We start from the raw sequence: 19,279 nt of genomic DNA, 5'->3' as shown, positions 1-19,279 counted from the left end.
TAACGAGTGGGCTTATGACCGAGTGAAGGGCTGGCGCCAGGCAAACAAAATCGGCAAAGCCAAGTCGGCTAAGGAGCAGTAAGGAATCCTTCCTAACTGCCCCTAAGTCATTGGGCTTCACTCGATTTTGAACGACAACGGGCAAAAGCAGACCCGTTGCCTATGCCCGGCTGGCACGTTCGCGTCTAACGTACGCGAACCCTTCACACGGTTTGCGCCCCTCCTTGCTTCCTCCTCAAACAAAGAAAGGAAGTGTTAGACATGAAAACAGTTTACGAAATTCAACGCATTAAACAAGTCATTCAAGAGGTGGAAGGTGGAGAGACGTATATCGTACGTTCTCCTCAAGACGGGGCGAATATCGCATCAACATTTATTGGAGATGAAGATCGCGAGGTATTCTTCGTCATGTGCCTGAATACGAAAAACAGAGTTGTAGCGGTCCATCGCTGTCATGTCGGAGGGTTGAATGCCAGTCTTGTGATGCCGAGGGAAGTGTTCAAGTCAGCCATCCTGAACAATACCGCGTCCATCATTGTCAGTCACCAGCACCCCTCACAGGACATACACCCGTCAAGAGAAGATATGGATGTCACAAAACGGTTGGTGGAATGCGGGAAGATTCTCGGAATAGAGGTACTGGATCACATCATCGTCAATGCGAGTGCAGATTACTACAGCATGAAAGAAAAAGGATACGTCTAAGACTGGAAGAGGAGGTTACTCCTCTTCTTTCTTTTTTATTTTTGTATATGTCGACTTAAAGGGGCATCGAGCTCCCTTTAAGTCGAGCTGCATGCAACGCTTCACGTTGCTGCAGCATAAAAAAAAGAGGCTGATAACTGAAAGACTTAGTTTGTTGAATAAGTCAATGGCGAATCATATAATGGTGTTGACTAAGTCAACGGGAGGTAGTGGCATGAAACAATCAACTGGGCGTATTCTTGAGACGTTCCCTGTATTTAAAGGGAAAATGAATGCTTATAAGAACGTTTTATCAGCAGAAGAAGCAATGGAAGGGTTAAATCCTGTAGAAGGCACTTTTTTGAGATTAGCTTGGTTTTTTGAAGATCCTGAACACCAAGACTTTACCATTGGATCGTTGTATCACCATTTAGACGATGACTGGCTGGAACTGGCATTAGAATTAATGGCTCTCTTTTTCAGAGAAGATACCTTTTTGATTAAAAAGCCAGCTCTTTCATTTGTTCGGAAAGGCAGCAAGGGCTTTTTTTCACAAAAACAATTTGCCGATTATTTAAAAGAGAATGGATTGAATTATGATAAACGGAAATTGAATGTGTACTATCACCGGGGCAAGATACCAGAACCTGATTTGGAACTAGCTGGAACCGTCTATTGGAGAAGGGCCTCGGTTGAGAAATTTTGTGAACAAGAAAAAAGCCGTTTGAAAACGGATTGATTGTAAGGAAAAGGATTTTGAGGAAAGGGAAGTTAATTGACTACGATGGAACCGTGAGAAGATTCAGGAAGTGGGTTGAGTGTCTTGAAAAGGCACCTAAAAGGAATGCCTGTTTCTGAACCGTAGAAAGATCATGGCAAAAGGTAGTTATGCCGTGTTCTTATTGATGTGGCATATTAACCAGGACTCACGAGAAGCTGGCTTTTTTACTGCAGAAATAAAGAGGGTAAGGACTTAGACCAAGGAGATTACATCAATTACGATAAGGCCGTACAATTTGGGGAGCCCTAAAGGGTCTGCTCATAGAGGGTAAGGCTGCAAAAAACGCATCCTAACCCTCTATGGCATCTCGCTTCCCTCTAAAATCCAAGCGAACAACAGTCTGTAAGAATGATGGCCATCATTCAACAGGCTGTTTGTTCCATTGCCTTTCTTCACGAGTGAACGACTCTGAAGATCACAATCAGAAAAACAAAAGAATAAAGCCAAACATGAGAGCAGCCAATCGGCTGCTTTTTATTTTGTGTTTTTCCACCCTTTTGCGCTCTGAATCGTACAAGTACGAAATCCGAGCTAACCTTTCAGCAGCCTGTTGGAGCGATTTATCCTGCGGGTACATAACAGGGCTTTTTAATTTGATACTAAAATAGACAAAAATCAAGAGAAAAAAGACTTCTTCCTAGACTGCCCTAGTCGTATGAGACAGTAATAAAACACCTTCTTAGGCTGCCATGCCACCAAACTCTATTGGTGTGTGGTAGCCTAATTTTTCTTGTATACGCTCTTCATTATAATACTTCATGAATTGATCTACACGTTCCCTTACTTCTTCTTGGGATAGAGAATTGAATTTAACATACTGAAACTCCTCTGATTTCAGGTTAGAATGAAAAGATTCAATGACCGCGTTATCCCAACAATTACCCCTGCGTGACATACTACTGACTAGATTCTTTTCTTTTATCCGATTTTGATATGCATAAGAAGAATACACGCTGCCTTGATCCGAGTGGATGATCACTCCTTTAGGGTTTCCTCGTTTTTCGAGCCCTTCACTCAAGGTATCAATGACTAAAGGGACTTGTTGGTGAGTATAAAGCTTGTAAGCAACGATTTCATTATTAAATAAATCCATGATAGTTGATAAATATAAGGTGTCTGGACCATATTGGATGTAGGTAATATCCGTCACCCATTTTTGGTTAGGTTGGCTCGCAGTAAAATCCCTCATTAATAAGTTAGGAGCGACAATAACGGATTCCCCTTGAGACTTCCACTTTCTCTTTGCCTTTACTCTACATTGAAGATGATATTTCTGCATAATCCGTTGAACAGTATTACGGTTTAATTTGATATGATATTTACGCTTTAACAGCTCTTTGATTTTACGGTGGCCATATCGGTACTTTGTTTTTTTACAGAGGAGGATAATGGATTGTTCTTCCCTAGACAACTCTATTGGTTGTAAAGATGCCCAGCGATAATAAGTAGATCTGGGTACATTTAAAGCAGCTAAAATAGCTGATACTGTATATTTTTTTCGTAATGTCTGTACTAGTTGGAGGACGATTTCTTTTTCAGCTCCTTTTCGATCTCCAAATACTTTTTTAAGATTTCATTCTCCTGTCTTAAGTGATTCATTTGATGTTCTTTTTTCTCTTCTTCACTTGAACTATCAGGCCCATGTCCATACGAATATTGTTTTCCAATCGGTTGGTCAAATCGATGGACTTGATTTTCACGATACCATTTCATCCACGTTTTGATTTGAGAAACATTTTTAATCCCATACTTCTCCATGATTTCTTGGTTTGTCAACTGACCACTCATTTTATCTTTAACTACTGCCCATTTAACTTCTTTTGAATATACGTTTTTGCCCATGCAAAAACACCTCCGAATTAGTACTTTGTTTAAGTGTACCATTTCGAAGGTGTTTTATTGTGTCTCATTAATTTAGGTTAGTCTATCCAAGATGTCTTTTTTTTTCGGTTTTCAACTTGAAAGTAAGGAGAAAAGCTATGAATACCCCATATTGGTTAAGGTGAGAAGACCTACGTAGTAGTACAGCAAAGATTTTGTACTCTAAAGATGAAAATCACCTAAAACATAGGTTTTTTGTAAAGCAATTTCATCATACAGTTTTATCCGTTTGGAAAAGACGATTATTTAACCATTAAATCATTTTATCACTGCTTGTGCCTTTTGGAGATAATCCAAAAAGCATCTCCTACACTATTCGATGTCTTCTCATAGTCAAGACATCGCTACTTTGTATACGTTAAATACATTGTTTACCTAGTTAAGATATCAAATAGAATACTTTAAAATATTTCTGATTTTCATAGTTTAGATAAATGTCAAAATGACCATTACTTAAGAAATTTAATGTATAAATACAGTCAAAGAGTAAATTTGCTCTTGTCTTAATACTATCGAAACAATCTTAATATTATTGAGAAATAATGATACATACTGTTAATCAAATCTCCGTAGAAACTCCATAAGTAATCAGTAGTATTTGGTTGGAAAGACAAATTAGTAAAGGAGGGACGTGTTGTTTTATAAAAGATTAATTTCTAACTTTGGGATAGGAACGTGGCTGATTATATTTATTCAGTTTATTGCCTTCTTTACCTTTTTTATGTTTGTACCTTTCATCTCTACATATTTTGTAAATCAACTAGACTTTTCATTGGCTTTTGTAGGAACTGTGCTCTCACTTAGAATCCTTAGCCAACAGGGCTTAATGGTGTTTGGAGGCTTTTTAGCTGATCGATTTGGTTATAAGCAATTAGCGATAGCAGGATTAATTTGTCGTGGAGTAGGGTTTATAGGGTTAGGTTTAACAGACCAACCTCTCCTCATTATTATTGCGATTATCTTAAGTGGACTTGGGGGTGCCATGTTTATCCCAGCCCTAAAGGCTACATTGACTATGTTCACACCTCCAGAAAAAAGCAAAGAAGCCTTTTCTATGATGAATGTCGTTGAAAATGCAGGTACTGTTATGGGGCCTTTAGCAGGTTTATTCTTTAAAGTTGAAGATTTCTTCTTATTATGTCTTATTTCTGGTTCTCTATTTTTGGTTATTGGATTTATCGTTTTATTTCTTCCAAAACCACCTCTATTAAAACGGCATTCTTCTTGGATTGAGGAAAGCCTGAAAATTATTCGTCACAGGAACTTTATACTTTTGGTTTTCACCTTAATGCCATTTCACTTTGTTTATCAACAATTGTATCTAACGTTTCCTATTATTTCCGAAAAATTGACGGGGTCTTCAAGCTGGATTTTCTCATTTGTTACAGTCAACATCATTTTACTTCAATTGCCTGTTTTACAATGGTTTAGAGATCGCAGTATGAAAGCTATATTTGTTTTACCTTACATATTTATCGGGTTGTCTTTTATGATTTTAGGATATTCAGAACAAATATTGCCTCTAATAATAGTTCTCTTTAGTATTGCATTCGGTTCTATGGTGCTACTCCCTTTTTTTCAAGATTATGTGGCCAACATAGCTCCTAAGGAGTCCTTAGCTGCATATTTTGGTTTTTCTAATATGGCTATGGCTGTAGGGGGATCATTAGGTAACCTGTTAGGAGGTGTTTTATATGATTTATTTATAGAGATATCAAAGCCTCAATGGTTTTGGGTTCTCTTAAGCATAATTTGTATTCTACCTATAATAGGTATTAATAGACTAAAACATATAAGTTCCAAAAGTATATCCAAAAAGGAGCGTATTTCTTAAATATATGAAGATAGAGGAGTGTTTATATGAATAGTGTACTTACTAATTTAAAATTAATAAACATTGAATCTTTATATCTCCATGAGCCCACAGAACAAATACGCTTAAACAAAGTCGCTACACTTCTAGACAAAGAAGGCGTTATACGAAATCCATTGATGGGCACTCCAATGGAGGATAATAAATATTTAATTCTTGATGGAGCTCACAGGACATCAGCTTTAAAACAACTTGGCTGCAAACGAGTACCTGTTCAAATAGTAAAACCGAAGCAGTTTCAACTTTTTGCATGGGAACATATTGTTCCATTAGGTGATTGGCTCCAACATCTATATAAGATGCCGGCTTTAAAGTGGTCTTCACAAGAGCCTCTAGATAACTCTTTGATTGCAGCCATTGTTAATTACACAGGAACTGTTAGTTACGCTTCTATAGATTTAATTAATAGTGAAGAAGAGAAAATAGATACTTGGTGCAAGATGGTTGAATCTTACAGCCAACGGTATTCGGTAAATAGACTTCCGAATGGAGAATGTTTATATCCAGAAGAAGGCTTTGTTTTACTCCGATACCCTGCTTTAACTTTAAATGAACTTAAGAGGAGGGTACTGAATGGAAAGACATTTCCTGCTGGTGTTACACGTTTTCTAATAAATGGCCGCTTATTAAATCTATCCATTCCTCTGGATCTTCTTATCTCGGAAAAGCTAAATGAGACAGAATGGCATCAACTTCTAGAACGATTACAAAATAAGATTCGTTTGTATTCTGAGAGTATTTATCTTTGTGAAGCATAATTTCAATTAATAAAGGAGAGAAAATCCATTATGACAAGTCTAGTTAAATCACTTAAATCTAACACTATAAACTCTATTAAGGATTGTATTGGGAATACACCTTTATTCCAATTAAATAACTTGTTTCCAGACTCCAATATTAATGTTTATGCTAAATTAGAAATGCTTAATATCGGTGGAAGTATGAAAGATAGACCAGCAGAGTTTTTAATAAGAAAAGGGATGGAAGAAGGAAAGATACATAGTAAGACCCATCTTTTAGAGAGTTCTTCAGGTAATTTAGGAATAGCATTAGCTCTACTAGCAAAATTCCATAATTTATCTTTTACTTGTGTTGTCGATCCAAAAATCTCACAAACAAATCTAAAAATGATTAAGGCCCTTGGTGCAAATATTAGTATGGTGAATGAACCTGATGAGCATGGAGGTTATTTGCAAACAAGAATAAAAAAAGTAAATGAGTTATTATCTACTACTCCTAATGCATACTGGATTAATCAATATGCAAATGAAAATAATTGGAGAGCGCATTATTATGGAACAGGCAGAGAGATGGCTGAGCAGTTGAATGGAGAACCTTTAGATATCTTAATTGCACCAGTTAGTACTTCAGGAAGTATTATGGGGATAAGCAGGCGATTAAGAGAAACCTACCCAAACCTGACTGTAATTGCGGTAGATGCAGTAGGGTCAATAATTTTCAATTCTCCTTCAGCACCAAGAGAGTTACCTGGGATTGGCGCTAGCCGTGTCCCTGAATTATTAAATAGGGATGAAATTGATCAAGTTATCCATGTAAACGATTATGAGTCGGCAATAGCTTGTCGAGAAATTTTAGATAAAGAAGGGATATTTGCAGGCGGATCTTCAGGGTCTGTTGTCGGAGCTATTAAGAAATTAGTTCCCAGACTGACAAACAAAACTAATATAGTTACAATCTTTCCAGACCGTGGAGAGCGTTATTTAGACTTAGTTTATGATGATCAATGGTTTAATAAAGTCAAAAAAATGCAGTGAATAAATGTTCACTTTTTATTAGGGAGATGTATTTTCCTTTCTTCTGAACTTAAATTTGACCCCATTTAGAGATTTCATAAACGTCACGATATTCCTTTATTGCAGGAATCAGAAAGTACTCTGCAGAGCATTAATAGGACAATCTAAGATTAAAATCCCCGATATAAAGATATCAGGGATTTTAATCTTTCCAGCGACTAGTTCTTGAAGGACAATGAACATGAGGAATTTGATTTGCATACATCAACTATTTACAGAATATCAAACAAAAAAGTATACTATAGAGGGGTACCGTAAAACTGAAAAGAAATAAAAATTGTTGACATATTTAAACTTAAGTATGTCGTTTAAAGAATCAGCGTTCAAGGGATATGCCGAGAGTATATTATGAAAGGGGAACAAAGCATGGAAAATGCTGAAAAGAAAATTAAAATTGCGGTTAATGGAGGAATTAATTTTGGTGCAAAGCTGACTGCCAAGCAGCTTTTGGTAATCGCCAAATATCTTGAAGAAGGAGAGGAACTTGAGTTAACCACTTTTCAACAGCTATACATTGACATTCCGGAAGAAAGAAAAGGAGAGATGATTGCTGAGTTTGAACAAGCTGGCCTGAGCTGCTATCCGGTAGGTAATTATGTAAAAAGTTTACGAACATGCAATTTTTGTAAAGGTTCAGAAGAAGAAGGGATGCCGGTAGCGATTGAACTTAATAAAAGAATCGCAGGTAAGCCTGTCCCCTTTACGGTAAAGCCTGCTTACACGGGCTGTCCGGTAGGGTGCGGTGAGCCGATGGTGAACGATATTGGGGTTATGAAAATAAGAGATTCCTACTGCCTTTATGTAGGGGGTAAATCAAAAGGAAAGGACGCAGAGGCGGGAATATTGATTCTGGAAAACTTGTCTCCGGATGAATTGTATTTAAAGGTTGACCGAATTATAAACTTATACAGTGAGCAAGGGAAAAAACGTGAATCTTTTCATAAGTTTGTAAAAAGATATGGAAAAGATGAACTTGTTGAAAGTATCAGCTGATATTTTAGATTTCCAGAGATGGGGTTGAATATTTATCTGGCTTTAAGATTATATGTTTTCTTTATTGATATCTTAGAAATAAACAATGTGTTTGTTTTTCATTTAAAAGAAACTCTTAGGGGTCATGCTTCGGCTGAACCCCTTAGGGGCGTTTTTCTGAAAAGAATAAAAGAATGCAGTTAAAGTCCATAGGGAATTATAAACTTCGACCAAGGATTTTTTTATAGGAAAGACATTTTCGAAACTTTTATTGACTCTGTACCTTAATACAGAATTAATATTGGTAAATAATTTTTTTGAAGGGCAACTATCAGTCTGCTCTTCTTCTAATTATACATGAAGAAAACGATGTTAAAATATTTGCTTTATATATCCCATTAGTAATTCTAAGTTATTTATTTGATTGGTTTGATTCCTTTTTAACATATAGATTGATCTGTTTGGAACAGGGATGTCAGTCACAAACGGTACATTGATTACTTGGCCTTGTAAAATTAAGCTCTTTGCGACCGAGTTTGGAAGAAACCCCACACCTTTTCTGGTTTTTAAAAATTTTAGTAGAAGTGAAACATGATCTACTTCTAGATGATAAAAAAACTGATTAGATGTGATCTGCCGATACCACTCTGAAAAAGACCCTCCCCAATTTAAATGTATATATAGATTGCGTAAATCTCTTGGAATTAAAAAGGTTTCCCCAATGTTAAATTGCGGATCTGCCACCAAAACATAAGAATCCTCAATCATCAGCTCCATAGTTATTTTTGCATGCTTTACAGGATAGAAAACTATTCCAATATCAATTATTCCATCCATCATTTTCCTAATTATTATATCTGAATGCTCTGTAATCATTACGAGTGAAGTTTCCGGCTGTAATGTTTGGAAAGTATCGATTGCCTCGAATAAAACATAATCCCATAAAGCGTGCGTTGTGCCAATAACAATATGATCCCTATACCCTTTATCTAATTGTACCGACTTTACCCCTTCATCAGAAAGCTCTAATATTCTTTCTGCATAAGGCAGAAAAACGATACCTGCATCGGTTAGCGCAATGTTTCGTTTATCTCTTTTAAATAACTCCTTTCCTATTTGCCTCTCAAGCATTTGTATTCTAGTAGTTACAGTGGACTGAACAATGTTTAATTGTTCTGCTGTTCGAGTAAAACTTTTCGTATTGGCAACGAGAACAAAAGCTCTCAGCTGATCGATATCCAAATGAAACCCTCCTCCTCTTATCGAAAACTCGAATAATAGTTATTCAAAATATTCGTTTTACAAATTAGGACTTCTTCCTTAAGATTAACATTAATTTTAAAAATTCTAAATATTTAAAATAGTACTTTCAAAGGAGGAAGAAAGTGAACGTTTGGAATGATTTAGTAAAACTTTTCGAATGTATACGATGTAAGCAGCAGTTTGAACCGGATGATTACCCAACAGGTTGTTCCCGTTGTCTACAAGAAAGTTTCCCTGCAAGCCTTAGGATATTGTTTGACCAAAACAATTCATGGAAAATAGATCAATCAGCAAGGGGAATGTTTCGTTATGCCGATCGTTTACCTTACCGCTTATTTCCTACTCTTGGTGAAGGTGGAACATCGGTTAATAACATTAAGGGTCTTGAAAACGAACTTGGAATTCCTGAGCTTTGGATAAAAAATGAAGGACAAAATCCAACTGGATCGCACAAAGATAGGATGAGTGCACTTATCGTGGCAAGGGCGGCTTCTCTAAATCGTTACACAGTGATCGCTGCTTCAAGTGGAAACGCGGGGGCATCTTTGGCTGCTTACGCTGCGGCAGGCGGGCTGAATTGTAAAATTGTTACCACTCCACAACTTAGTGGAACATGGGAAAAAGCAATTCGCCTTTCGGGAGCAGAGATTATCAAGGTTTCAAATTCCCTGGAAAGATGGGAGATTGTAAGACAGATGGTAGAGGAAGAAGGGGCTTATCCTGCCACTAACTACAGCTCCCCTCCAGTAGGTAGCAACCTGTTTGGCGTTCAAGGATACGTTACGATCGCATTTGAAATTATTGAGCAAATGAGCGATAAGCTTCCGACTGCCGTTATCATACCCTGTACAAGAGGTGATTTACTCTGGGGAGTTTGGGAAGGGTTTGTAGAAGCAAGGCGTATGGGGTGGATTCACTCGATTCCCCGTTTATATGCTGTAGAACCATTTGCTCGAATCTCACATGTTCTGGAAGGAAGAGATTATAGAGAAAAATTTGAAGGAGATTCGAGGCTTATGCCTTCAATTGGAGGCGAAACGGTTACCTATCAAGCAATTCATGCCCTTAAATCTTCGGGAGGGCGGGCTGTCATTGTCGACAATATTGAAGTAGAAAAAGCTCAAGGTCACTTGGCGAAAAAAGGATTCTTTGTTGAAGGTTCTGCAGCCGTTACATGGCCGGCAGTGTCAAAGCTGATTAAATCTGGTGAGATTGATGAGAGCGACCGGGTTCTTCTCATGCTTACTTCACACGGTTATAAAGGGATTTAACATAACACCGGGCTAAAACCAAATTAATTAATATAGATTGGGCTTATTATGAAAGGGGGATAAATGATGAAATTAGCCACAAGAACACTTATTGCTATTTTACTGGGTATTATTACTGGATTGGGATTGAGTATTTTTACTCCGGGGATTTATGAAATTTTAAATAACTACATTTTCGCACCCGTCGGTGAATTGTTCATTAAGGCGATAAAAATGGTAGTTGTCCCATTAGTCTTTTCTGCGATAGTTGCCAGTTTTGCCTCAGCGGGGAGTCCGAAGAGACTCGGACAAATGGGCTTAACAACGATTACTTTATTTGTTGTTACCACCGTTATTGCCTGCACAATTGGTATTTTAACCGCTATTGCAGTAGGTCCCGGGAAAAACGTAAACATACCGGAAAGTGCTTCTCTAGGACAAGAAGAAACCGGCGATCACGGAGGTTCAACATCCGGATCCGACGATTTGCCAACAATAAAAGAAACCTTATTAGATATTATTCCAAGTAATCCGATTGAAGCTATGGCATCAGGAAATATGCTACAAGTCCTTACATTTTCCTTGTTTTTTGGTATCGCTTTGGCCCTTATTGGGGAAAAAGGCCAAACCATGAGACTATTGATCACACAGTTAAATGAAGTGATGATGAAACTTGTTCTCATATTTATGAAAGTCATTCCATACGCTGCCTTTGCCCTTGTTGCCACAGCGATGGGCACTGCCGGATTGGATTTGGTTGGTTCTATGGTTAAATATGTTGCGGCAATCGTGATTGGTTTAACAGTTTATATAGTTATCACCTACGGTTCTATGGTATCTTTCATGTCCAGTTTACGACCTATCCACTTTTTCCGTCAAATGATTCCAGCGATGGGTACAGCATTTGCTACTTGCAGCAGCGCAGCTTCACTTCCAATCACTAAAAGCTGCTGCGAAGAAGGATTAAAATTATCTAAGGATGTAAGCTCCTTCGTTCTTCCTCTCGGGATGACAATGAATATGAATGGAGCATCTCTCAGTCATGGTATTGCTGCTGTGTTCGTAGCTCAGCTAAACGGAATTGATCTTGGTTTCATGCAATACATTACGATTATCTTGATTTCTCTATTAGCTTCGGTTGGAGCTCCGGCAATCCCCGGTGGCGGGATCGTGTCACTTTCTATGATATTTCTGGCTGTAGGACTACCGATTGATGGCGTAGGAATTGCAATTATTTTAGGATTATGGAGATTGGTCGATATGCCATTAACCTCAGTAAATGTATTAGGTGATGCTGTTTGTGCTAGTGTTATTGATAAACGCTTAAATCGGATGCATCAAGTAGTAAAAAAAGAGAATGAGAATATAGTCTCATAAGTTCTATAAAAGATAAGAAGGTGATCAAATATGAGGAAAGAAATTCATACAGATCAAGCTCCCAAAGCTATTGGACCCTATTCTCAGGCCTACAAAATTGGTCCCTTATAATTTACATCCGGACAAATTCCGTTAACATCAGAAGGGGAAATAATAGCAGATGATGTAATAAAGCAATCACACCAGGTTTTCAACAATCTTCAGGCAGTGTTAGAAGCTGGAGGAGCAAGTTTAAACGATGTCGTAAAAGTAACTATTTTTATTACCAATCTAAATGACTTTGCAAACATAAATGAAGTGTATGCTTCTTATTTTGGCAATCATCGTCCTGCACGTTCTTGTGTAGAAGTTTCTCGGCTGCCTAAAGATGTTGAAGTGGAAATTGAAGCCATTGCCTTTATAGAAGAAATAAAAGTTTTTTCAATTTAAACAGTCCCAGAAGAAAAAAGCTCTGTCTTGAAGGAAATTCATGACGGAGCTTTTTTGTTTTTTAGTGAAATAAGAGGGCATCTAAACGGTTATGAAAGGTTTATTTAAAGGATTTTTATATACCAATTTAGTACAAACACTTTTGCTGCTCTTTTGGTTATGGTTTTTTGCATCTGCAGGGGCGACTCTGGTTAGCCAAAACCTTGGTTGAAGAAATAAAGAAGTTCCCTGAACCTATGTCATATTCTACTGATTATTAATATTAAAAGAGACTTAAAGATCAAAATATTCTAAAGATTATATATTTACAAACAATTAAAAACGTAATAGTATTAGTCTTAATTATCCCCCTATATACGATAGAGGGGTACTGTACTTTACTAAAGGAGGTTAACAAGATGGCAAAAGGACAAAGAGTTTTATTTTTAGGAGTTTATGGTATGGAAGTGGTTGAATGCGGAGGTGCACTGGCTAAAAATGTGAAAAGTGGCGGAGAATCGTTTGCGACGATTATGCTGTGCCGTGAGACCAGTCAGCCACAGGTAAAGAAAGCTGCGGAGGTATTAGGGGTAGAGGTATCCTTCCTTAACTTTCAATACGGTACTGTAGATTTAAGCGTCGAATCCAAACTGAAGCTGATTAAAGTCATTAGAGAAGTGAAGCCAGATATCATCATTACACAGGATCCAGAGCATTCTTTTCATGATTTAGACCCAGACCGCCGTCCGGCGATGACACTTCTGCTGGAATCTATTGCTCTGGCAAGCCGCGATTTTGGCTTAGAAGCGCTGCCAGAACTAGCGCCTCATCCAATTCCGACTATCTACTATATGACCCCTCATCATCCAAACACTGTTGTAGATATAACGGATGTTTGGGTTAAAAAAGAAAAGGCTATGGATATGCTTGAGAGCCAAATGGAATTTAGTGGTATGCATTTTGATGAAATCCTTAGTTCAGAAGCCGTTGAAATTTTATCTCCTGGATATTCAAAACTCTCAAACTATCATGAAAAAGGAAGAGCAATCCACAACGTTCTGGACAAAGCGGTCCATGTATACCACGGCCTTGCAACTCACGGACATTTTGCTCTTGCAGAAGCTTATAGAAGAGAAGGCAACTTTCATTTGCAGGAGTTAATAAAATAAAGCCCAAGCAAAGGGGGAATCAGGATGAAAAAGTCGTTTCTTAGCCTCGGATTAATACTTTTACTAATAATCTCGAACTATCAAACAGTGCATGCCAAAGAGGCGGTCCAATCGTTAAAAGTAGGCATAACACAAGATGAAAATGGATTAAACCCTTATACGTATATAACCGGTTATCCCGGATTAGATTTAGTTAACTTACTCTATGATACTCTCTTTAACTTGGATGAAAATAACGAGCCTCAGCCTTGGCTTGTAAAAGATTATAAAGTAAGTGAAGATGGGCTCACTTATGAACTAAACTTGCATGAAAATGTTAATTGGCATGACGGAAAGCCTCTAACTGCAGAGGATGTAAAATTTACAATGGACTATTTTATTAAATATGAAAAATCAAGATTTACCAGCCCGTTAAAAATTATCAGCTCGATTGAAGTTCTAAGTGCAACAAGCATAAAGATAGTTTTATCTCAAGCAGATCCAAACTTCATGATCCAGCCTCTCGCAGATTTGCCAATCCTACCTCAACATATATGGTCTGACGTAGCGAACCCAGACGAAGAAACCAATGCTCTTGGGAGCGGACCTTATATTCTAGAAGAACATAAATCAGGACAATACTACAAAATGAAATCCAACGATGATTACTTTAAAGGTGCTCCGCCGATTAATGAATTGATTTTTCCAATTATTGAAGATACAACTGCTATGTATAATGCCCTTCAGTCAGGAGAACTAGATGTAATTTCATCGAGCATCTCCCCTGAACTTGTTAAACAATTTGAAAGTAATTCAGCATTAAAGGTAGCTAGGGGCCCAGGATATAGTACCAGCCTTTTCCAATTAAATTCAGAGAAATACCCTATGACAGAAACATCTTTCCGCCAGGCCATTGATTATGCAATTGATAAAGAAAACATCGTGAAGACAGTGTTACTTGGATTTGCCAAAGTTGGCAGCCCTGGGTTTATTCATCCTTCTTCTTCTTTTTATAACGCTGATCTTAAACCGGTTTATGATCAAGAAAAATCAAATCAGCTTTTAGAAGAAGCAGGTTTTATCGATTTGGATGGAGATGGATTTAGAGAAGATCAGCAAGGGAAAAAGATAGATTTAACCACACTCGTTTATTCGGGCAATCCAATTAGAATCAGAACAGCAGAATTAGTTTCAGAAGCATTAAATAAGGTTGGAATCAAAAACACAGTGAAAGCCATGGATTCAACGACAGTAGACTCATTAATGTGGCCTGATTTCGATGTAAGTAAAGGAAGAGATTATGACCTTGGTGTATGGAGCTGGTCCAATACGATGCAGCTGTTTCCGGATAGAATGAATGATCTATTTAATTCCGATCCGTCAATTGGGACCGTTAATATTGGCGGCTATAAGAATAAAGAGTTCGATCAATTAGGTGAAAAACTAAGGGGAACATACGATGAGACTGAGAGACTAAATCTAATAAAAGAAATGCAGGCATTTGTTGCTGACGATGCACCATTTGTTACCCTTTACTACCAGGAAATCGTGAATGCCTTCGATCCGTCAAAATATGATCAATATGTCTTTCAGGTTGGCAAAGGAATAATCAATAAATTGTCTTTTGTCTCAGGAGAAAAATCTCCTCTTTCACAAACAGAGAATCAAGAAGAGGAAAATGTTAAATCAGGAACTGATACAGAAAATACGAGCACCTCGGGAAATGGCAATAACACTTCGTTATATGTCTTTGGAGCAATACTGTTAGTCGGTGTCATTGCTTTTTTCCTTTTTAGAAAAAAGAAGAAAGACAAGTATAATGATGATTTTGGTTTTTAATTAGAGTATTTTCCCGTAAAAGAGGAGTGCTTTTACGGGAAAACTTTTTCAAGGAATGACATATGGGAGGTGAACAAGTTGGGAAAATTTATTGCTAATAAGCTATTGCAATACTTAATCGTGATATTTTTAATGCTGTCTTTAAATTTCTTATTACCCCGACTTATGCCAGGAAATCCATTAGTTTTTTTAGCAGGTGAAGATGTAGGGTTTATGTCAAGTGCTGAAAAAGAGGCAATATTAGACAAACATGGACTTAACGACTCTATTTTGAAACAATATGGAACATATATTAAAAATATTTTCACTGGTGATTTCGGATATTCCTATCAACAAAAAAGACCTATCTCTGAACTTTTAATGGAACGTCTACCATGGACGATGCTGCTTACAGGGCTCGGGCTTGTGCTGTCCACTATTATTGGCGTTATGTTTGGGGCCATTTCTGCGTGGCGCAGGGGATCTAGAACAGATGCTAACCTTCTTACAATTTTCATGTTTTTAAGTGCAATGCCTTCTTTCTGGGTAGGAATGATCTTAGTGTCTATTTTTGCATCTCAATTAGGATGGCTGCCGGTTTTCGGAGCAGAAAGTGCTTGGTCTAACCTCTCGGGCATCGAGAGATTGATTGATATCGGTAAGCATCTCATCCTCCCTTTAGCCACACTCATTTTGATATCCGTTACAAGTACTTTTATGATCATGCGCTATTCTATGCTGAATGTCATTGGCGAAGATTATATTATGATGGCAAAGGCAAAGGGCGTAAAAGAGAAGGTTATTAAATATAAACACGCGATGAGAAATGCACTCCTTCCTGTTGCAACAGTATTTATGTTGAGCTTAGGGTTTACATTGGGCGGTGCAACAGTAATTGAAACGGTATTTGCCTATCCAGGTGTCGGGCGATTAATGTTTGAATCTGTCTTGAGCAGAGACTATCCACTTATTCAAGCAACATTTTTAATTATTACATTCAGTGTAGTTATTGCTAATTTTCTAGCTGATTTAATTTATCCTTTAATTGATCCGAAGGTGGGAAGCGGCAATGGTTAATCAAAAATGGAAGAAATATTGGCAAGTACTTACCTCAAACAGTCTTGGCCTGTTTGGTTTATGGCTATTAATTATCTTTTTGCTAATTGCTCTCCTTGCACCAATCATTGCCCCATTCGATCCAACTGAACGAGTAGGACCTCCTTTTTCCAAACCAAACGGTCAATTCTTATTGGGGACAAATGATGTAGGACAGGACATATTAAGTGAACTTTTATATGGAACAAGGATTTCATTATTAATAGGCGTCATTGCTGCTTTTATATCCATTCTCCTTGGCTGTATTGTTGGGGTTATTTCAGGTTACTTTGGCGGGAAGATCGATGCATTTTTTATGAGACTGGTAGATTTAGTGCTTGTGATTCCATTTTTACCGCTTATGATTTTATTAGCTGCATTCATTGGTCCAAGCTTTTGGAATATTGTACTTGTTATTAGTTTACTTACCTGGGCAAGTCCGGCCAGGGTAATCAGATCACAGGTATTAACATTAAAAACAAAAGGATACGTTGAGGCTGCAAAATCTATTGGTACAAATATTAAAGTCATTCTCATCCGTCATATTTTACCGGGTGTTATACCTATTGCGCTTTCGCAATTTGTACTCGCTGCAAGCAACTCAATATTAACCGAAGCTTCCCTGAGTTTTCTTGGTCTTGGTGATCCTTTTACAAAAAGCTGGGGAACCATTTTATATTATGCGCAAGCCAGAGGAGCTTTTTTAACAGATGCATGGATATGGTGGGTATTGCCGCCAGGAGTATTGATTACTACATTGGTCATTGGTTTTGCGTTTACAGGCTATTCGCTTGAAGAGATATTGAATCCTCGTTTACGAAAGGAGCGTTAAATCATGAGTACCGTGTTATCAGTAGAAAACCTTTCTACCTACTTTAAAACGGATAAAGGCATTGCTAAGGCAGTAGAGAATGTGTCTTTTACGATAGATGAGGGGGAGATGCTCGGATTAATTGGAGAATCAGGCTGTGGAAAAACAACAGTTGCCCAATCCATCTTACGATTAATAGAGTATCCCGGAAAAGTGATTTCCGGAAGTGTTCTCTTAAATGGGAAAGATCTTTTGAGAGCTACAGAGAGTGAACTTTATTACCTAAGATGGAAAGAGATCTCTGTTATTCCGCAGAGTGCGATGAATGCTTTGAATCCTATTTTTACAGTTGGGGATCAAATAATGGAATCTATCTTACTTCATGAGGATGTCAATAGAAGGGAAGCACTTGATCGAACAAAGACTCTTCTTGAATTAGTGGGTATTGATGGTGAACGATGGAAGAGTTATCCTCACGAATTCAGCGGAGGAATGAAACAGAGAGTGGCCATTGCAATGGCATTAGCATGTAATCCGAAATTGGTTATTTCAGATGAGTCAACCACCGGCTTGGATGTTTTAACACAAGCACAGGTTATTGCCCTTATCAAAGACCTCCAAAAGAAAATGAATCTTTCAGTTATTCTTATATCTCATGATTTGCCAATGGTAACAGCCATCTGCGATAAAATTGCTATTATGTATGCTGGTAGAATTGTGGAATGGGCGACAACAAAAGATATTTTGAAAAATGCAAGACATCCATACTCCCAGGCACTTTTAAATGCCACACCAGATTTAAGTGAACCGGAGAAAGAAGTGGTGTCTATACCAGGCAGCGTTCCGAATCTGGTGAACTTTCCAAATTCCTGCCGTTTCCATACAAGGTGCCCTTACGCTTTTGAAAAATGCCGAAAAGAAAACCCAGAGCTTAAAGAGGTAAAGCCCGGTCATTTTACAGCCTGCTTTTTAGAGGAGGAAGGACATAATGGATAATTCCATTCTTTTAAAAGTGAATAATTTGCAAAAAACTTTTATTAAAAAATCAGGAACCTTTTTAAAAAGAAAAAAAATTGACGTTTATGCTGTCAATAACGTAAATCTCGAAATAAAACGAGGCGAAATTTTAGGGATAATCGGTGAAAGTGGCTGCGGTAAAACGACAACTGCAAGAATGGTCATGCGTTTGATGAAAGAAACAAGTGGAGAAATTAGCTTTGATGGAGTTAATCTTTGCAATCTAAAAGATTCGGAAACGAATCAATTCAGAAGAAAAATGCAGATGATATTCCAGGATCCTTATGACACCCTAAATCCAGGGATGAGAATTCTTGATATATTATTGGAACCAATTGATGCTCATGAAAAAGACTTGCCATATGAACAAAAATTCAAAAGAGTAATTGAAGCCATTGAAGCAATTGAGTTAAAACCTGCCGAAGACTTTATTTACAGATACCCTCATCAGCTAAGCGGGGGACAAAGGCAGAGAATTGCTATTGCAAGAGCCATCATACTAAAACCGTCCTTTATAGCTGCAGATGAACCTACATCCATGCTTGATGTATCTGTAAGAGCTGGTATTTTAAATCTTTTATTGGATTTGAGAAAAAAAATGGGCCTTACGATGATGTTTATTACACATGATTTATCAACAGCCAGTTACATGTGTGATCGGATTGCCGTTATGTATCAAGGGAAAATTGTCGAAATAGGTCCAACGAAAAAAATAATCCAGCATCCTTCTCACCCTTATACAAAAGCACTTGTTGCCGTTGTAAAGGACCTGAATTACTTTATCCAGAATAGAGAAAAGTTGATTCTTGATGGGGAAGTCGATTCTACAAAGAATGAAAAGGGTTGTCCTTTTGTATCGAGGTGTCCACATAAAGAGAGTGTTTGCCAAACGCATATTCCCGAACTGGAAGAAGTGAACAATGGTCATTCTGTATCCTGCCATTGCCATACTCATTTATTGGAAAAGACATCTTAAGGGACAGAAGGTTAGGTATGGATAATAAAAGAAGAAAAAGTGCTTGTGAATAGAGGCTTTGATTTTGGTGCAAAACTATAATTTATAGAAATGGACCAATAAATAAGAAAA

The 19,279-nt window shown here is 37.6% G+C and carries 16 protein-coding genes and 1 pseudogene; 15 read left to right on the top strand and 2 right to left on the bottom strand.

Annotation, left to right across the window (positions count from 1 at the left end):
* Window positions 1–261: 261 nt before the first annotated feature.
* Window positions 262–705, top strand: coding sequence for a JAB domain-containing protein (locus AC3ISE_RS22810; RefSeq protein WP_489224458.1), 444 nt, complete (start codon window positions 262–264; stop codon window positions 703–705).
* A 214-nt stretch (window positions 706–919) separates the two neighbouring features.
* Window positions 920–1,423, top strand: coding sequence for a hypothetical protein (locus tag AC3ISE_RS22805; protein ID WP_489224457.1), 504 nt, complete (start codon window positions 920–922; stop codon window positions 1,421–1,423).
* Window positions 1,424–2,144: 721 nt separating this feature from the next.
* On the opposite strand, the gene AC3ISE_RS22800 is transcribed toward AC3ISE_RS22805, so the two are convergent.
* A protein-coding gene (locus AC3ISE_RS22800; RefSeq protein WP_489224456.1) for an IS3 family transposase occupies window positions 2,145–3,307 on the bottom strand; the annotation gives its coding sequence in 2 pieces (ribosomal slippage) (window positions 2,145–3,031 and window positions 3,031–3,307; 1,164 coding nt in all).
* A 673-nt stretch (window positions 3,308–3,980) separates the two neighbouring features.
* Here AC3ISE_RS22800 and AC3ISE_RS22795 point away from each other — a divergent pair.
* From AC3ISE_RS22795 to AC3ISE_RS22780, 4 genes are all read left to right on the top strand, one after another.
* Window positions 3,981–5,180: an MFS transporter gene (locus AC3ISE_RS22795; protein WP_489224455.1), complete on the top strand. Its 1,200-nt coding sequence runs from the start codon at window positions 3,981–3,983 to the stop codon at window positions 5,178–5,180.
* A gap of 26 nt (window positions 5,181–5,206) precedes the next feature.
* A complete protein-coding gene (locus AC3ISE_RS22790) occupies window positions 5,207–5,977 on the top strand; it encodes a ParB N-terminal domain-containing protein (protein ID WP_489224454.1) in 771 nt (256 codons plus the stop codon).
* 30 nt (window positions 5,978–6,007) lie between these two features.
* A complete protein-coding gene (sbnA, locus tag AC3ISE_RS22785; protein WP_489224453.1) occupies window positions 6,008–6,994 on the top strand; it encodes a 2,3-diaminopropionate biosynthesis protein SbnA in 987 nt (328 codons plus the stop codon).
* Window positions 6,995–7,399: 405 nt separating this feature from the next.
* Complete coding sequence (locus AC3ISE_RS22780; protein ID WP_489224452.1) at window positions 7,400–8,026, top strand: nitrite reductase; 627 nt, start codon at window positions 7,400–7,402, stop codon at window positions 8,024–8,026.
* Window positions 8,027–8,377: 351 nt separating this feature from the next.
* Here the strand turns inward: AC3ISE_RS22780 and AC3ISE_RS22775 are convergent, their stop codons facing one another.
* A complete protein-coding gene (locus AC3ISE_RS22775; protein ID WP_489224451.1) occupies window positions 8,378–9,247 on the bottom strand; it encodes a LysR family transcriptional regulator in 870 nt (289 codons plus the stop codon).
* 143 nt (window positions 9,248–9,390) lie between these two features.
* On the opposite strand from AC3ISE_RS22775, the gene AC3ISE_RS22770 reads away from it, so the two are divergent.
* From AC3ISE_RS22770 to AC3ISE_RS22730, 9 genes and pseudogenes are all read left to right on the top strand, one after another.
* Window positions 9,391–10,539 carry a threonine synthase gene (locus AC3ISE_RS22770; protein ID WP_489224450.1) on the top strand — a complete coding sequence of 383 codons (1,149 nt, stop codon included), beginning with the start codon at window positions 9,391–9,393 and terminating at the stop codon, window positions 10,537–10,539.
* A gap of 63 nt (window positions 10,540–10,602) precedes the next feature.
* Window positions 10,603–11,895, top strand: coding sequence for a dicarboxylate/amino acid:cation symporter (locus tag AC3ISE_RS22765; RefSeq protein ID WP_489224449.1), 1,293 nt, complete (start codon window positions 10,603–10,605; stop codon window positions 11,893–11,895).
* A 30-nt stretch (window positions 11,896–11,925) separates the two neighbouring features.
* Window positions 11,926–12,324, top strand: a pseudogene (locus AC3ISE_RS22760) (RidA family protein).
* A 398-nt stretch (window positions 12,325–12,722) separates the two neighbouring features.
* Window positions 12,723–13,472: a PIG-L deacetylase family protein gene (locus AC3ISE_RS22755; RefSeq protein ID WP_489224448.1), complete on the top strand. Its 750-nt coding sequence runs from the start codon at window positions 12,723–12,725 to the stop codon at window positions 13,470–13,472.
* A gap of 24 nt (window positions 13,473–13,496) precedes the next feature.
* The gene (locus tag AC3ISE_RS22750; protein WP_489224447.1) at window positions 13,497–15,290 is read left to right on the top strand and encodes an ABC transporter substrate-binding protein; all 1,794 of its coding nucleotides are present in this window, start codon (window positions 13,497–13,499) and stop codon (window positions 15,288–15,290) included.
* Between the two features lie 78 nt (window positions 15,291–15,368).
* Window positions 15,369–16,346: an ABC transporter permease gene (locus tag AC3ISE_RS22745; RefSeq protein WP_489224446.1), complete on the top strand. Its 978-nt coding sequence runs from the start codon at window positions 15,369–15,371 to the stop codon at window positions 16,344–16,346.
* Window positions 16,339–17,196, top strand: coding sequence for an ABC transporter permease (locus AC3ISE_RS22740; RefSeq protein ID WP_489224445.1), 858 nt, complete (start codon window positions 16,339–16,341; stop codon window positions 17,194–17,196). The genes AC3ISE_RS22745 and AC3ISE_RS22740 overlap by 8 nt, the downstream gene beginning before the upstream one ends.
* Window positions 17,197–17,199: 3 nt before the next feature.
* Window positions 17,200–18,171, top strand: coding sequence for an ABC transporter ATP-binding protein (locus tag AC3ISE_RS22735; protein ID WP_489224444.1), 972 nt, complete (start codon window positions 17,200–17,202; stop codon window positions 18,169–18,171).
* Window positions 18,164–19,168 (top strand): ABC transporter ATP-binding protein, encoded by a 1,005-nt coding sequence (locus tag AC3ISE_RS22730; protein WP_489224443.1) that lies wholly within the window; start codon window positions 18,164–18,166, stop codon window positions 19,166–19,168. The genes AC3ISE_RS22735 and AC3ISE_RS22730 overlap by 8 nt, the downstream gene beginning before the upstream one ends.
* Window positions 19,169–19,279: the final 111 nt, after the last annotated feature.

The organism is Metabacillus sp. KH_069 (genome assembly GCF_057838075.1).
This window is presented reverse-complemented; position numbering and strand designations above follow the sequence as displayed.

What these genes read in the sequence shown, in the direction of transcription:
- AC3ISE_RS22810 (WP_489224458.1), top strand. Translation starts at nt 262, where the DNA reads ATGAAAACAGTTTACGAAATTCAACGCATTAAACAAGTCATTCAAGAG.
- AC3ISE_RS22805 (WP_489224457.1), top strand. Translation starts at nt 920, where the DNA reads ATGAAACAATCAACTGGGCGTATTCTTGAGACGTTCCCTGTATTTAAA.
- AC3ISE_RS22790 (WP_489224454.1), top strand. Translation starts at nt 5,207, where the DNA reads ATGAATAGTGTACTTACTAATTTAAAATTAATAAACATTGAATCTTTA.
- sbnA (WP_489224453.1), top strand. Translation starts at nt 6,008, where the DNA reads ATGACAAGTCTAGTTAAATCACTTAAATCTAACACTATAAACTCTATT.
- AC3ISE_RS22780 (WP_489224452.1), top strand. Translation starts at nt 7,400, where the DNA reads ATGGAAAATGCTGAAAAGAAAATTAAAATTGCGGTTAATGGAGGAATT.
- AC3ISE_RS22765 (WP_489224449.1), top strand. Translation starts at nt 10,603, where the DNA reads ATGATGAAATTAGCCACAAGAACACTTATTGCTATTTTACTGGGTATT.
- AC3ISE_RS22755 (WP_489224448.1), top strand. Translation starts at nt 12,723, where the DNA reads ATGGCAAAAGGACAAAGAGTTTTATTTTTAGGAGTTTATGGTATGGAA.
- AC3ISE_RS22750 (WP_489224447.1), top strand. Translation starts at nt 13,497, where the DNA reads ATGAAAAAGTCGTTTCTTAGCCTCGGATTAATACTTTTACTAATAATC.
- AC3ISE_RS22740 (WP_489224445.1), top strand. Translation starts at nt 16,339, where the DNA reads ATGGTTAATCAAAAATGGAAGAAATATTGGCAAGTACTTACCTCAAAC.
- AC3ISE_RS22735 (WP_489224444.1), top strand. Translation starts at nt 17,200, where the DNA reads ATGAGTACCGTGTTATCAGTAGAAAACCTTTCTACCTACTTTAAAACG.
- AC3ISE_RS22730 (WP_489224443.1), top strand. Translation starts at nt 18,164, where the DNA reads ATGGATAATTCCATTCTTTTAAAAGTGAATAATTTGCAAAAAACTTTT.